This is a genomic window from Aliirhizobium sp. YIM B11859 (assembly GCF_057163345.1).
Genome location: NZ_JBXHAY010000008.1, coordinates 239,207 through 253,011, shown reverse-complemented (window position 1 = coordinate 253,011; position 13,805 = coordinate 239,207). Strand labels below are relative to the sequence as shown.

General features: G+C 60.3%; 15 protein-coding genes. 14 read left to right on the top strand and 1 reads right to left on the bottom strand.

From position 1 onward, the window contains the following. Positions 1 to 6: 6 nt before the first annotated feature. The 9 genes from AC2GXZ_RS26390 (at position 7) to AC2GXZ_RS26350 (ending at position 8,715) form a co-directional block, all read left to right on the top strand. On the top strand, positions 7 to 816 hold the full coding sequence (locus tag AC2GXZ_RS26390; RefSeq protein WP_483762201.1) for an ABC transporter permease: 810 nt from the start codon (positions 7 to 9) through the stop codon (positions 814 to 816). Positions 817 to 818: 2 nt separating this feature from the next. Next, a complete protein-coding gene (locus AC2GXZ_RS26385; RefSeq protein ID WP_483762200.1) occupies positions 819 to 1,634 on the top strand; it encodes an ABC transporter ATP-binding protein in 816 nt (271 codons plus the stop codon). A 28-nt stretch (positions 1,635 to 1,662) separates the two neighbouring features. Then, on the top strand, positions 1,663 to 2,745 hold the full coding sequence (locus tag AC2GXZ_RS26380; RefSeq protein WP_483762199.1) for a PhnD/SsuA/transferrin family substrate-binding protein: 1,083 nt from the start codon (positions 1,663 to 1,665) through the stop codon (positions 2,743 to 2,745). 10 nt (positions 2,746 to 2,755) lie between these two features. Further along, on the top strand, positions 2,756 to 3,760 hold the full coding sequence (locus AC2GXZ_RS26375) for a ketopantoate reductase family protein (RefSeq protein ID WP_483762198.1): 1,005 nt from the start codon (positions 2,756 to 2,758) through the stop codon (positions 3,758 to 3,760). A 227-nt stretch (positions 3,761 to 3,987) separates the two neighbouring features. Beyond that, positions 3,988 to 4,485 (top strand): hypothetical protein, encoded by a 498-nt coding sequence (locus AC2GXZ_RS26370; protein ID WP_483762197.1) that lies wholly within the window; start codon positions 3,988 to 3,990, stop codon positions 4,483 to 4,485. A 1-nt stretch (position 4,486) separates the two neighbouring features. Then, positions 4,487 to 6,154, top strand: coding sequence for a GMC oxidoreductase (locus AC2GXZ_RS26365; protein ID WP_483762196.1), 1,668 nt, complete (start codon positions 4,487 to 4,489; stop codon positions 6,152 to 6,154). A 19-nt stretch (positions 6,155 to 6,173) separates the two neighbouring features. Further along, the gene (locus tag AC2GXZ_RS26360) at positions 6,174 to 7,226 is read left to right on the top strand and encodes an ABC transporter substrate-binding protein (RefSeq protein WP_483762195.1); all 1,053 of its coding nucleotides are present in this window, start codon (positions 6,174 to 6,176) and stop codon (positions 7,224 to 7,226) included. Then, positions 7,223 to 8,011: an ABC transporter permease gene (locus AC2GXZ_RS26355; RefSeq protein ID WP_483762194.1), complete on the top strand. Its 789-nt coding sequence runs from the start codon at positions 7,223 to 7,225 to the stop codon at positions 8,009 to 8,011. The genes AC2GXZ_RS26360 and AC2GXZ_RS26355 overlap by 4 nt, the downstream gene beginning before the upstream one ends. Next, a complete protein-coding gene (locus AC2GXZ_RS26350) occupies positions 8,011 to 8,715 on the top strand; it encodes an ABC transporter ATP-binding protein (RefSeq protein ID WP_483762243.1) in 705 nt (234 codons plus the stop codon). Before AC2GXZ_RS26355 ends, AC2GXZ_RS26350 begins: the two co-directional genes overlap by 1 nt. A 258-nt stretch (positions 8,716 to 8,973) precedes the next feature. Here the strand turns inward: AC2GXZ_RS26350 and AC2GXZ_RS26345 are convergent, their stop codons facing one another. After that, positions 8,974 to 10,392, bottom strand: a complete 1,419-nt coding sequence (locus AC2GXZ_RS26345) for an FAD/NAD(P)-binding protein (protein WP_483762193.1) — start codon at positions 10,390 to 10,392, stop codon at positions 8,974 to 8,976. 234 nt (positions 10,393 to 10,626) lie between these two features. Between AC2GXZ_RS26345 and AC2GXZ_RS26340 the strand changes: the two genes are divergently transcribed. From AC2GXZ_RS26340 to AC2GXZ_RS26320, 5 genes are all read left to right on the top strand, one after another. After that, entirely contained in the window at positions 10,627 to 11,559 is a 933-nt protein-coding gene (locus AC2GXZ_RS26340) for an aliphatic sulfonate ABC transporter substrate-binding protein (protein WP_483762242.1), read from the top strand. 12 nt (positions 11,560 to 11,571) lie between these two features. Next, positions 11,572 to 12,414 carry an ABC transporter permease gene (locus AC2GXZ_RS26335; protein ID WP_483762192.1) on the top strand — a complete coding sequence of 281 codons (843 nt, stop codon included), beginning with the start codon at positions 11,572 to 11,574 and terminating at the stop codon, positions 12,412 to 12,414. Next, on the top strand, positions 12,414 to 13,187 hold the full coding sequence (locus tag AC2GXZ_RS26330; RefSeq protein WP_483762191.1) for an ABC transporter ATP-binding protein: 774 nt from the start codon (positions 12,414 to 12,416) through the stop codon (positions 13,185 to 13,187). Before AC2GXZ_RS26335 ends, AC2GXZ_RS26330 begins: the two co-directional genes overlap by 1 nt. Positions 13,188 to 13,396: 209 nt before the next feature. Continuing rightward, complete coding sequence (locus AC2GXZ_RS26325; RefSeq protein WP_483762190.1) at positions 13,397 to 13,591, top strand: hypothetical protein; 195 nt, start codon at positions 13,397 to 13,399, stop codon at positions 13,589 to 13,591. A 14-nt stretch (positions 13,592 to 13,605) separates the two neighbouring features. Further along, the gene (locus AC2GXZ_RS26320) at positions 13,606 to 13,752 is read left to right on the top strand and encodes a hypothetical protein (protein ID WP_483762189.1); all 147 of its coding nucleotides are present in this window, start codon (positions 13,606 to 13,608) and stop codon (positions 13,750 to 13,752) included. Positions 13,753 to 13,805 lie beyond the last annotated feature (53 nt).

Genomic DNA, 13,805 nt, shown 5'->3' with positions numbered 1-13,805 from the left:
GACATCATGAGTGCGGATGTCCTGCAGACCCTCACGACCACGCCGCAGCGGGAACTTGTCCCGCTGCGCTGGTACGCCTCGCGAAATCTCCTGCGGTTTCTTCTACCGCTGGGGGCGCTCCTCGGCTGGCAGGCCGGCAGTGCGTCCGGCCTCATCCTGTCGCAAACGTTGCCATCTCCGACTGAGGTTATCGGGACATTTGCCGAGCTTTTCGAGACGGGGGATCTACAGGCAGCGCTGCCGGCGTCGCTGGCACGCGCCGGCGCCGGTCTTTTCCTTGGCCTGCTGATCGGCGTGGGCTTTGGTTTGCTGAACGGGTTGTCCCGGTTGAGCGAGGAAATCTTCGATTCCAGCTTCCAGATCATTCGCCTTGTGCCATTCATCGCGCTGGTGCCGCTCTTCATCATCTGGTTCGGAATCGGCGAGGAACCAAAGATCATCCTGATCACGCTTGCCTGCATCTTCCCCGCCTATCTCAATACCTATGCGGGCGTCCGCAATGCCGATAATCGGCTTGTCGAAGCCGCACGCACCTTCGGCCTTTCCCCGCTGAAGATCACGTTGCAGGTGCTTCTGCCGGCAGCGCTTCCCAGCGTTCTGGTCGGCGTGCGGTACGCGATGGGTATCTCGCTGCTCGCGCTGATCGTCGCCGAGCAAACCAATAGCCGCGCCGGAGTCGGTTACCTGATCTTCGTCGCCAGCGGCGCCATGCGCATCGACATGATCGTTGCCTGCGTCCTCATCTATGCCGCTCTCGGCATCGCAATCGATCTCATCATGCGGTTCGCCGAAAGATCGGCCCTACCTTGGAGATAATCATGCCCCTCGCCATCCAGACCAAGCAACCTGCGGCTAAGGGCGACGCCAAGACTTTGACCATTGCCCCCGCTTACGCCGTGGATCAGCGAAAGACCGTCGTCGACTTCAAGCGCGTATCGAAGACATTCGGCAGTCAGGTCATTCTTGATGAGGTCGATCTGACCATCCGGCAAGGCGAATTCGTCGCGCTGCTTGGCGCCTCCGGATCAGGAAAGACAACCCTTCTTCGCATACTGGCCGGACTCGACCAGGCCAACAATGGCGAATTGCGCGTCGCCTCCAACCGGTCGGTCGTGTTCCAGGAACATCGGCTGCTGCCATTCCGGCGCGCTTGGCGCAATGTCCTGCTCGGAACGAATTTCGGCCGCAATGGCCGAGCGGTGGCAGAGAAGGCGCTTGCGGAAGTGGGACTTGCCGCCAAGGCTGATTCCTGGCCAAAACATCTCTCCGGCGGGGAGGCGCAGCGTGTGGCGCTGGCGCGTGCCCTTGTCCGGGCGCCCAGCCTGCTCTTGCTCGACGAGCCTTTTGCTGCGCTCGACGCGTTGACCCGGATTCGCATGCATTCCCTGGTCGAGGCGCTGTGGGCCGAACACAGGCCGGGCGTTCTGATCGTCACCCATGACGTCGACGAAGCCATTCTTCTGGCTGACCGTATCCTCGTGTTGAAACAAGGCCGCTTTTCGCTCGGCATTGATGTCTCGCCTTCGCTCGTTCGCAATCGGCAGGCTCAGGAAGAGGCCGCCGAGGAAATCTATGACCTGAAACACCGGCTTTTGGCCGAACTCGGCGTCTCGGCGACAAAACAAAATCAATAACGTCAACGGAAACATCAAGGTGATCAATATGAAGAATAGGACCAAAGTTCAGGCCGCCGGTCTGAGCCTGAACATGCTGGCTTTGGGCGCGACCGCACTGACGTTTGCTGCGTTTGCCGGGCAATCCGCTCGTGCTCAACAGTTGACCCTCGTCGTCGGGCAGAACGGCACGGAGTTGCAGCCCGGCTGGGATGCGTCCGGGATCTGGAAGGATGCGCCTTACAAGATCGAGTTCGCAACATTCCCCAACGCCGTCGAAAATTCCACCGCGCTTGCGGCTGGTAAGGTCGATGTCAGCTATTTTGCCCAGTTCACGGCCATCCAGGCACAGGCCGCAGCCAATCCGGAGTGGACGAAGGACACGGTGCCCTACAAGTCTATCGTGGTTGCGGCGACTGCAGACACAGTCAATCATGAGCGTTTCGTCACCGTTGCCTCCAAGACGTCAGGCATAACCGACCTGAGCGCAACGGCCGTGCGCGGCAAGCGCTGGGCCTCGTCTCCGGGCGCGACGAACTTCCTTTTGTATTTGCAAAGCCTCAAACATCTCGGCCTGTCGCCGAAGGATGTTGTTCCGGTGACGCTCAATAATGAGGCTGGCGCCCTCGCCCTGCTGCATGGAGAAGTCGATCTCGTGTCGGGCGGGATTGATTCCTACGGTACCGCGATCGCGAACGGAGCCAATGTGATCGCCAAGAGCGGCGACGTTGGTCCCGGCAGTCCTGGCGGACTGATTGCAAACTCCAAGTCACTTGCCGACCCCGCCAAGGATGCAGCGCTTAGGGACCTCGTGCGCCGGTATGTCGAATACCAGAACTGGTACAACACCCATCCGAAGGAAGCGAAGCAGGCCCTGGTCAGGGTGCGGAAGCTGAAACCCGAGATCGCCGATTTCACCTGGTCCTACACCCGAGTGCTGCCGCAACCGATCGACGAGGCTCAGATCGACCAAGCCCGCAGTATTGCCGCCGTCACCCATGAATTCGGTGCGATCGGAAGGGTTATCGATGCCTCGCTGCCTTACGACAACCGCTACACGGACACGATCCAGGAAGCGCTGAAGGCGACGAATTTCGACAACAATCTGAAACAGTCGCTGGCTGGCGAGTGAGGGGGACACCATGACACGTTACATCATCATCGGTGCCGGTGCCGTTGGCGCCAGTCTGGCAGCACAGTTCGAGGAAAACGGCACTTCTTATGCATTGGTCGGCCGCGGCGCTCAGGCAAGGCATATCCGCGAGCACGGGCTGACCTACCAGCGTCCCGACGGCACGAAGACCGTCCGGCTTAATGCCTTCGATTCAGCCGAGCCACCGGAGCTCGAGGTGCTCGATGTCCTCGTTCTGGCTGTGAAGGCGCAGGATGTCGAGGATGCCAGCGCATTCTGGGCACGCCGGCCGGTGAAAGGCAGAGGAGAGACGGCGGGCTTCCTGTTGCCGCTTGTGACCTTGCAGAACGGACTTGCCGCAGAGCAGGTCGCAAGCCGGCGTTTTCAGGCTGTCTATGGTGCGAGCATTCTCACCCCCGCGCGCTTCACGGAGGTCGGTACCGTCGTCGCCGGGGGCGCGCCGCAGGTCGGCGTTGTTACGCTCGGCATCTATCCGAGCGGCCTTGATGATCGGGGCAGGGCGATTGTCGCGGATTTCGCCAAGGCGAATTATCTCGCCGAAGCACGCGCCGATATCACGCGCTGGAAGGCGGCCAAGCTTGTCTACAACGTCAAGAACGTTCTGGAGATCTTCGAAGGAAATGCCGACGACGCCACAAAGATAGGCGAGGCTTTGTCCCAAGAGGCGGCGCAGGTGTTGTCTTCAGCCGGTTACAGCATCGCCCAGCCGTCCGAGCGGTTGGTCAGTGTGTCAGGCTGGGGTGCAGCACCCGACAGCGGCATCAGGCCCGGGCAGCAATCGACCTGGCAGAGTTTTGCCCGCGGCGTGCCCAACGAGGTGGATTACCTCAACGGTGAAATCGTCCAGCTCGGCCGGATCCATGGCATCGAGACGCCCTGGAACAGGGCGGTGCAGGAAGCGGCTGCCCGACTTGCGCATGCCGGCGGAAAGCCTGGCACGATCTCTCTGTCAGAAGTCAAAACCATCGTGACGAGAGACGAGGTCGCAGCGTGAGAGAGAGGGGGCCGCAGCAGAATGCGGCCCGGCCCACGCCAAGGCCCGAAACAGAACCAGCGGTAAGTCGATGAAAGCGCCTGTACGGGAAGGCCTACTGAATGCGGCCGGAAATCTGTTCTACCAGGAAGGTGCCGTCGCGGTCAGCCGCGATCCATCGTCTGTGCTGGCCGCACGAGACGCAATGCTTGGCGTCTTCGACTCCACGCAACATGCGAGGACATGAGGTGGAAGAACACAATTTCGATCCGGATTTCTCAGGCCTGCCCCGCCTCATATCGCTGATATGGCCGCTGGAAGAGGCGAGCCCGATAGATCGCGACCTTGCCGGGCAGTTGAAACAGAAGGTGCTCGACAGGTTGTGCTCTGACTGGGGGAAAGGTGTTTCCTGTTACGCTGCAGCACCGTTTCTCGTGGATGCACACATATCGGCGGGGTGGCAGGATCCACGCAGTCCAAGGGATTTCGCCACCCAGCTCCTGTCTTATCTCGACGCAGAGAGCAAGAGTATCACCAATCGATCCTTTCGCGATCTCGACGATCGCACCGCCGAGGAAGTCTTGACCTCGGTGATATCAGACAGTTCCCGATCCGGAGATTCGAAGACCGGTTTCTCGGTCGTCAGACAACTCACCTATGACGTGCTTTTCAGCGACACCTTTAAGGCACCGGCGATCGGCTGGGATTGGCTGGATCGCCGGACTCAAGCGCAGGAAGAGGCGTGACATGGCGAAACATTACGACCTGATCATTGTGGGCGGAGGTTGGGCGGGTGCCGTCATCGCAGAAGAGGCTTGCCGCAACGGATTGCAAACCCTGGTGCTCGACAAGGGCGAGACCGCCGGCCTGATCGGTTCAGACATCTTCTACAGGCCCCGCGCGGCCAGCATTCCTGCGACGCGGTTGCCGGATCCTGCTCGGGAAACGTTTACGCTGCGCCACAACGGCCGGTCCGCATCTTTTCCGATGCGTACGCTCGGCGCTTTTCTGGCAGGCCGCGGCCTTGGTGGCGCAGGACTTCTCTGGGGCGGCATCAGCGCCCGTTTCCACCCGCATGGATTTCGCTCGAAAAGGGCTTACGAAGATCTGCTGGCCAGACCCTGGGCGCGAGACTTCGACTATGCGGACTGGCCGATAAGCTACGCAGATATCGAGGCGGACTATAGTTGGGCAGAGGCGGTACTGGGCGTTGCGACAACGGCAGGCCTTGCCCCGGAACGGTATGCGCGATCCAAACCGCTTCCCGGAAATCCGCTCGCCATGGGACACAAAGCTGCGCTGTTGGCAGATGCGGCCTTGGCAATTGGCCTCGCTGTCACCGAAATGCCCGCGGCGGTGAGCTTTCAGCCCTACACCAATCCGCTTGGCGTCACGCGCGGCATTAACACCCATTACGGTTATTCACTGGCCACGCCGCTCAACACGTTGTGGCCGGCGGCTCTCGCGACGGGCAATTTGGAGGTGCTTACCGGCCATGTGCACCGTATTCTGCACCGATCAGGCCTCGCCACGGGGGTCTCATATACCGACGAAGCAGGCGAGCAGCGGACGGTGTCTGGCAGTTCTGTGGCGTTATGCGGCTGGACGCTGAACAATGTTCGCCTGCTGCTTCTCTCGGCCATTGGTAAAGCCTATTCACCTGACACTGGAGGCACCGTCGGTCGCTTCTACGCCAATCACATAGGGGCTTCGGCAAACGGGTTTCTGTCTTCTCCGGTTCGGGATATCAGCCCGACAAGTGCTGCCGGCTGGGCGAATTCCGATTTCGACCCGGGCGATGTCGCTGCCGATTATCTCGGCGGAGCGCGCATTCATGTGCCGGGGCTGACCAATCTGTGGCGCGAAGCGCCGACTGCGCCACCGGATGCTCCTCAATGGGGCTCCGGTTGGCAGGATTCACTGACGGCTTATGCCGGACGAGCGGTCAGTGTTGGAATGCTGGGCGAGGTGGTACCGCATCGACATCGATATCTCGATCTCGACACGACATATCGCGATGCGTGGGGCGATCCGCTGCTGCGACTGAATTTTGACTGGCTCGACAATGATCGCCGTATGGTCCGGGCAGTTGGCGCACAGCTGGACGGCATTTTGCAGCGCGCCGGAGCAAGCCTGTCGAAAAGCGCGACCGAGCTGCCTGAACGTTACGACACCGTTCATTACACCAATTCACATGCCACAGGCGGTGCCGTCATGGGGAATGATCCGGCGACGTCCGTCGTTGATCCCGACCTTCAGTCCTGGGACGCCCGCGGTCTCTGGGTGGTCGGCGCATCGGCATTTCCGACCAGTCCCGCGCCCAATCCGACACTGACGGTCATCGCGCTTGCCCGACGCGCGGCGCGGTCGCTGGTGCGCCAGTCGGTCGGTGCCAGAATTTCCGAAACAGTCTAACCCCATGGAGAAACGCCATATGACATTCGCAATCAACAGACGTTATTTTCTCGCCGGCTCTGCCGTTCTGGGTTCGGCGGTCATTGCGGGTAGTCCGCTTGCTGCGCCCGCCAAGCTCGAGTTCAGCGATCCGCTTCCCACCGAAATCCCTAAAGGCACCAAGCTTCGCATCGCCGACCAGAACCAGAACAATGTGACGCTACTTCGTCTGTCCGGCGGACTTGCCGAACTGGAACAGGATATCGACGTCGAATGGCAGAATTTCAACGGCAATAATTTCGTGATCGAATCGCTTCGGGTCGGTGCGGCGGATGTGGGGTGGGGGAGCGATATCGCAGCCGCCTTCGGGCATGCCCAAGGAGCCGATATCTACAATATCGGCTACGCCCGGAACACCAAGGATTATTACGGCTTCTACTCCAAGCCCGGTAGTGGCATCACGTCCGTCACCCAGCTCAAGGGCAAAAAGATCGCATATCCCAAGGGCACCCAGATGTCGGCCTATATCCTGCGTGTGCTCGACAAGGCCGGGTTAAAACCGAGCGAAGTGCAGCTCATCAACGTCACGATCCCGGACGTGCCGGATACGCTTCGGGCGGGCGAAGTGGATGCGGCAGTAATCATTGCGCCGCTGCGCTCCCGCTTCGAAACTGAATTCAAGGGCGAGATCCATCTCCTGCCGGAAGGTGTCAACCAGGGGACGGGCTTGAGCCCGATCTATGCATCCCGCGCCGCACTTGAAGATCCGGCCAAAGCCGCTGCTATTGCGAAATTCAGCCGGCTCTGGACCATTGCCCAGCTCTACAAGGACGATCATCTCGATGAATACGCCGAGGCCATCTACGTCAAGCTTCGCAATTACGATGTGGCGACGGCGAAGAAGCTGGCTCAATTGGAAGGCAAGACCGATATCCCGCGGTTTACGCCGGAATTGGCTGCAGAATTGCAAAAGACGGTCGATTTCATGGCCTCAGTTGGTGAGTTGCCACAAGGACTGAGGTTCGCGGACTACTTCGACAACCGTTTCGATGCCATCAATCAGTCGGCCAAACAGGAATATACCGGCCTATGAGCGCTTGGGGAACCGTTCGTATCCGGCAGGAAACGCCTATACCCTTCCTTAGGCTGCTTGGTCCGGCTCTCCTTCTTGTCGTGTGGAGCTCGGCTTCTGCATCCGGTGCGCTGGATGTCCGAACCCTGCCACCTCCTTGGCAGGTCGCCGCCAGGGCCTGGCAACTGATCACCGACGGGGCACTGCAGAGTGCTCTATCGGCTTCGCTCCGGCGCTCGATGACAGGACTGGGGCTTGGTATCCTGTTCGGCATCGTCTTTTCGCTTGTCTCCGGCCTCAGCCGCTGGGGAGAGGCACTTGTCGACGGCCCGCTACAGATCTGGCGAGCAACGCCGGTCCTGGCCGTCATACCCCTGGCGATCTACTGGCTCGGGCTTGGCGAGCAGATGAAGATCACGCTCATCTGCCTGACGACGATGATACCGATCTACATCAATACGTCGGCGGCAATCGCCGGCGTCGACAAACGTTTCGTGGAGCTGGCGCATACGATACGGCTGACCCATTGGGAATTTGTTCTCTACGTTGTCATTCCCGGTGCGCTGCCGGGTTTCTTTACCGGATTGCGGCTTTCCGCGGTAAGCGCCTGGTTGGTGCTGGTGGTGGTCGAGCAATCGAACACGATCAATGGACTCGGTTACCTCGTCGGCGAAGCGCGATCCAATGGGCAAGTCGACATCATCGCCGTCGGGCTCGTCGTTTATGCTCTTCTGGGCCTGACGACCGACGGTCTCTTGCGACTTCTGGAAAAAAGGGTGCTGTCGTGGCGCAAGACATTTCGCTGATGTGTGGCAAACAAGGGGTAGCAGTTTGCGGTCTCACGCGACGGTTCAACGGGCGAAAGGTAATTGACGATGTCGGCCTGACGATTGCACCCGGTGAATTCGTCGCGCTGCTTGGTCATAGCGGGTCAGGCAAGAGCACGATGCTGAGGGTTCTGGCCGGCCTTGATCCCGAAGCGGAAATTGCCGGCAGGCTTGCTGTTCCCGAGGCCACAAGCGTCATCTTCCAGGATGCGCGTCTTCTGCCCTGGCAACGGGTGCTGACGAATGTCCGGCTCGGCTTGCGACCGGCCGACCGTGGTCGCGGTCTGTCTGTTGCGGCATTGACTGAGGTCGGTCTCGCCGGACGGGAAAAGGCATGGCCGGGTGATTTGTCGGGAGGCGAGCAGCAGCGAGTTGCGCTGGCGAGAGCCCTTGTTCGAGAACCAGAACTGCTGCTGGCCGACGAGCCGTTCGGCGCGCTGGATGCACTGACCAAGATCGGTATGCACAAGTTGCTGCGAGATCTCTGCGCCGCACACTCTCCCAGCGTACTGCTTGTTACTCATGATGTCGATGAAGCGGTGCTGCTGGCCGATAGAACCATTGTTCTCCATGAGGGCAAGATCGTGCTCGATGAGCGGGTGGAGGTGGCACATCCGCGCGATCGCGCTGCCCCTCCATTTGTGGCTCATCGAAGACAGCTTCTCGAAGCGCTTGGGGTGTAATTTTGGAGGGTAGTTCTCGAAGGCGATATCACGAGATCGAAACACGGGTCGGGTGAAGGCGCTGTCCCATGCGCGTACTCGACCGCCACTTGCGCCTATGGCGCGCACGAGAAGACCGATCTCTTTTGTCCGCTAGGCGGTCATACATCTGGGCCGCCTAACCAGATGATTCTCATGCGCAAATTGACGCGCGGCTACCGCCTCGCCTTAGGGTCCTGAAGGGCCAAGTTGACGTTGAAGATACAAGCAAAATATCAGTCAGACGACTGCGGCAATCCGCGCTGCCACGAGAACTGCGTGTTCGGGCACCTGCGGGAAGCCCATCAACTCGCCGAATTGCCCGCGCGCAAGCGGGCCCACAATGAACAAGCTGCGATTGGGCTCTCCATCTTTGCCGATGGCGAGGGCGTCGCGGTCGCAGTCGAGGCCCAGGCCGGCCGGATCGATCCTGATATATCCCGCCTCAGAAAGTTTCCGAAGCCAATCCTGGCTCGAAAGGAGCTCGCCATGGGCGGGGCCGGTCGTTACCACGATGGCATCGAATTGATGTGTTTCCAGGCGATTGTCGCCGCGAGGCCTGATGGCGATCCGGATCATGTCATTTACAATCTCTGCGTCTTCAATCGATCCGGCCATGATGTCGAGCATTCCCGTCCCGAGCTCTTGATCGAGCACGTTCTCGATCTGCGGCGCGATGCGGAAACGGTGTGCATCCCAATAGGGGCGCAGATGCCGGACAAGCCGGCGCTTCTCCAAAGTGGGAAGCGCCGACCAAACGGCACCACCCTGCGCTCGCACTTGATCCAGCACCGCATGCCAGGTTACCCCTTCTTTCGCGGCCTTGCGGATGGCCTTGCGAATACGGCGAACCAGTTTCGAAGCGCACGTTTCGGGCGATGACAAAAAGTCGCCATAGGGTTCCTGCGTAACAGCCGCGTGGCCCCGTGAACGCAGTCCGCGCCGCGATATGGCGATGATCTTGCCCTTGTGACCGCGTCGTTTAAGCGAGGCGATCACGTCGGCGGATGTCAGGCCGTTGCCGACGATGAGAACGCGATCGTCCGGCCGGATCGTCGCCAATGCTCCGGCTGCGGTCGAATTGGCGATGAAACGGGGATGTCTTGCAAGCGCCCTTGCAAGCCGGCGAGGCGGTGCCGGTGCAGGATGAGAGGTTGCGATGACGAGTATGTCGGCGTCGACGGCCTCACCGTCATTGCTGACGACATGCCAGCGCCCGCCGACATTCTCGACCGTTTTCGCCGCCGCGCGCACATGCCTTATCGCGCCGGTTTCAAGCAGCGGACGCAGGCAGGAAAACACATAGTTGCCGAAAACGCCGCGTTGCGGAAAGACTGCACCATCGGGGCGGACCGCTTCGGCGTCACCGGACAGGACATTGCTTGCCTCGATCCATCGGGTGAAGTGGTCCGGATCATCCGGTAGGAGACTCATGCGCGCTGCCGGAACGTTGATCCGGTGGACGGGATCGGCGGTGTCATAGGCCAGTCCCTTGCCGATCCTCTCACGGGGTTCGAATATTACGATCTCCGTCTCGGGCGCCTTTTCATGTCGGGCAAGATGATAGGCGACCGCAGCACCGCTAACACCTCCGCCGATGATTGCGATGACCGTCTTTGCGGAACTGGCTGACAATGGCTGGGATGAAGAATGGGTCACGGCTCAACGCTTCAATTGGACTGGCGGAACTTTGGATCGGCAGGGGAGCCTCATCAAAGCTATAATTTCCATAGACTAACCTGACAATGGAACGACTTTCCTTATCCTCCACGTGATCGACGCTTACGCTTTTGACAATCGCCAAGTGGTTGGTGGTGCCAAAACGTTGGTGGAGAGGAATTTAGCATGCGATCGATCATTGCAAAGCTTGCGGTTGTCGCCGCCGTTCTGGGGATGGGATTTGGCCTTACGTTGACACAGGCTTCGGCTGCGGATCTTTCCGAAATCCGTATCGACTGGGCAACCTACAATCCGGTGGGCCTGTTGCTCAAGAAGGAAGGGCTGCTCGAAAAGGAATTCGACAAGGACGGGATCAAGATCCGCTGGGTACAGTCCGCTGGTTCCAACAAGGCGCTCGAATATCTCAATGCCGGCTCGATCGATTTCGGTTCGACCGCGGGAGCGGCGGCGCTGATCGCCCGCGTCAACGGCAATCCGGTCAAGTCCATCTACGTCTATTCCCGTCCCGAATGGACGGCGCTGGTGACCGGCAAGGACTCCCCGATCAAGAGCGTCGCCGATCTGAAGGGCAAGTCGGTCGCGGTTACCCGCGGCACCGATCCGCATATCTTCCTCGTTCGCGCGCTGGCCGATGCCGGATTGAAGGATGGCGATGTGAAATTCGTCCTGCTGCAGCACGCCGATGGCCGACTAGCGCTCGCCCGCGGTGACGTCGATGCCTGGGCTGGGCTCGATCCGCTGATGGCGGCGGCCGAAGTCGAGGACGGTGCGAAACTGTTCTACCGCAAGCCGGAGAACAACACTTGGGGCGTGCTGAACACCACCGAAACCTTCGCCAAGGGCCATCCTGAGATCGTCAAGCGGGTACTTAGCATCTATGAACAGGCTCGCAAGCAGGCACTGGCCGATCCGGCGGCATTGAAGGCCGCCCTCATCGAAGCCGCAAAGCTGCCCGACGCGGTCATCACCAAGCAGCTGGAGCGCACCGATATCGGCAAATCTCGGATCGGCGACGAGCAGCGCGCAACAATTCTCAAGGCCGGGCTGGCCCTGCAGCAGGCCGGTGTCCTTCCGGCCGATGCCGATATCGCCAAGGTAACGGATCAGCTGATCGATCCGAGCTTCGGCGAAGCTCTTGTCCAGTAGGCGGGGCAGGCCGTGACCACGACCGACATTCTGACAGACCGGCTGCCGCGGGAAACCCGCGGCAATGCTGTGTCCGCCTGGCCCGGCCTGTTGAAGCGGCTTGGCCTGGCATTGGCGCTGCCGCTCGGCGGCTTCCTTCTCTGGCAGGCAGCCGTGTCGTTCGGCCTTGCCTCTGGCCGGTTAGTGCCGCCGCCGTCACGTATTCTTTCGACACTCTGGCAGCTTGCTCAGGCAGGCGAGCTTTACCAGCACGTCTCGTCGACCTCCCTGCGGGTTCTCCTGGGGTTCCTTGCGGGTTCGTTTGCCGGGGCGGTGCTTGGCAGTGTCACGGGGTTCTTCGGCTTTGCCCGGCAGGTGATCGATCCGACGCTCCAGGCCCTGCGAGCCATCCCGTCGATCGCTTGGGTTCCCCTTTTCATCCTCTGGTTCGGGATTTTCGAGACATCGAAGATCGTGCTGATCGCCACCGGTGTGTTCTTCCCCGTCTATCTCGGCGTGTCGACGGCGCTGTTGTCGGTCGACCGCAAGATCGTCGAAGTGGGCCGGATATTTCGGCTGTCGGGTTTCGAGTTGGTGCGTCGGATCATGTTTCCGGCGGTTCTGCCGGCCTTCATCGTCTCGCTGCGCTCCGGCCTCGGGCTTGGATGGATGTTCGTCGTTGCCGCCGAATTCATGGGCGCATCCGAGGGGCTGGGCTATCTGCTGGTCGATGGCCAGCAATTGGGCAAGCCCGACCAGATCGTCGCCGCGATCATCGTCTTCGCCATCATCGGCAAGCTTTCCGATGGGTTGCTGGTCTTGGCAACCAGTCCGCTGATTGCCTGGCAGGATAATTTCAAGCGGGAAGGCATCTGATGTTATCGCTGAAAGCATTGTCGAAGACGTTCGGCAACGGGGTGCAGGCCCTTGGCGGCTTCACCCTCGATGTGCCGGCCGGAGAAATCGTTGCCGTCATCGGCGGTTCGGGCTGCGGCAAGAGCACATTGCTCAGGCTCGCAAGCGGACTTGAGACGCCGACACGCGGCGAGGTGACGATCAATGGCGATATAGTGCACGCGCCTCATCCCTTGATCAACCTGATCTTCCAGGAACCCCGCCTGCTGCCATGGCTGACCGTTGGTGACAATATCCGCTTCGGGCTCAGGCATCTTTCGGCCGCAGAGCGAGACCGGCGCGCGAACGCGGTACTGGAACAGGTTCATCTTGCGGGATACGAGGACCGGTTGCCGAAGGAACTGTCCGGCGGGCAGGCGCAGCGCGTGGCAATTGCGCGGGCGCTGGTGACAAGGCCGGAAGTGCTGCTTCTCGATGAGCCTTTCTCTGCGCTCGACGCGCTGACCCGCGCCGCACTGCAGAACCATCTTCTGGAAATTTGGCAAGAAAGCCGGCCGACGATCATTATCGTCACGCATGATATCGATGAGGCGGTGGCGCTTGCCCATCGTGTTGTGGTGATGCAGCCCTGGCCCGGACGGATATTGGAAGAGATTGCCATCGATCTGCCGCTCCCGCGCGATAGCGAGGACGGCGATGTCGAACACTATCGACGCAAAGTGCGGGCAGCGCTCGATCGGTCGCTGGCGGGACGGCACGAGACCGCGCGCGAGGATCTCGCAGTTCCGCGGTGAGGCCTTGTTCTTCTGCCGGGAGCCTGGAATTGCGGCTTTTGAAGGCTCTCCCCTTGCAAAGACGCTCTTTTTCCGAGGCGCCGAATTAAGGGCAAGTTCATCTCCTGCCGGTGCACAATTTAGTACATGGTTTTAGTAGAAAATATTGGAATTCGATGCGTTTGCGTCGAAACTGGGCTTCCATAAATTCCAAGACACGGAGCTCGGTCATGATCGGTGGTGGCATTTCTATCTTCGGGTTCGATCTTTTCGGTCCGCTGCGCAAGGTCGTTGCGGATGCGAAGGAAGAGGCGCGGCGGTCGTCTGCGGCTTATCAGGACAAAGCCGCGGAAGACCGGAAACAGGGCGTTATAGAACGCGACGACAATGTCGTCTTCTACTGGAGCCTGCATTTCGGTTACTGACGAGGAAGAGATCGATGGCCCTGGTTTTCGAGCGTCAACCCGAGCTTCGCCGGGTGTTTCGCAAACCGGTGATCAATCTGGCTCAAGTCGACCGGTGGATGGCGCATTGCGCCATCACGGGGGCTTTCGGTTTTGTCACCGGTCTGCTCATTTTCCTGTAGGCGGTGAGCCACACCCCGCGTCGCGCGACCTCTCCACGGTTCGAAGCAGGTCG

What these genes read in the sequence shown, in the direction of transcription:
- AC2GXZ_RS26360 (WP_483762195.1), top strand. Translation starts at nt 6,174, where the DNA reads ATGACATTCGCAATCAACAGACGTTATTTTCTCGCCGGCTCTGCCGTT.
- AC2GXZ_RS26355 (WP_483762194.1), top strand. Translation starts at nt 7,223, where the DNA reads ATGAGCGCTTGGGGAACCGTTCGTATCCGGCAGGAAACGCCTATACCC.
- AC2GXZ_RS26350 (WP_483762243.1), top strand. Translation starts at nt 8,011, where the DNA reads ATGTGTGGCAAACAAGGGGTAGCAGTTTGCGGTCTCACGCGACGGTTC.
- AC2GXZ_RS26390 (WP_483762201.1), top strand. Translation starts at nt 7, where the DNA reads ATGAGTGCGGATGTCCTGCAGACCCTCACGACCACGCCGCAGCGGGAA.
- AC2GXZ_RS26325 (WP_483762190.1), top strand. Translation starts at nt 13,397, where the DNA reads ATGATCGGTGGTGGCATTTCTATCTTCGGGTTCGATCTTTTCGGTCCG.
- AC2GXZ_RS26340 (WP_483762242.1), top strand. Translation starts at nt 10,627, where the DNA reads ATGGGATTTGGCCTTACGTTGACACAGGCTTCGGCTGCGGATCTTTCC.
- AC2GXZ_RS26380 (WP_483762199.1), top strand. Translation starts at nt 1,663, where the DNA reads ATGAAGAATAGGACCAAAGTTCAGGCCGCCGGTCTGAGCCTGAACATG.
- AC2GXZ_RS26365 (WP_483762196.1), top strand. Translation starts at nt 4,487, where the DNA reads ATGGCGAAACATTACGACCTGATCATTGTGGGCGGAGGTTGGGCGGGT.
- AC2GXZ_RS26320 (WP_483762189.1), top strand. Translation starts at nt 13,606, where the DNA reads ATGGCCCTGGTTTTCGAGCGTCAACCCGAGCTTCGCCGGGTGTTTCGC.
- AC2GXZ_RS26375 (WP_483762198.1), top strand. Translation starts at nt 2,756, where the DNA reads ATGACACGTTACATCATCATCGGTGCCGGTGCCGTTGGCGCCAGTCTG.
- AC2GXZ_RS26385 (WP_483762200.1), top strand. Translation starts at nt 819, where the DNA reads ATGCCCCTCGCCATCCAGACCAAGCAACCTGCGGCTAAGGGCGACGCC.
- AC2GXZ_RS26330 (WP_483762191.1), top strand. Translation starts at nt 12,414, where the DNA reads ATGTTATCGCTGAAAGCATTGTCGAAGACGTTCGGCAACGGGGTGCAG.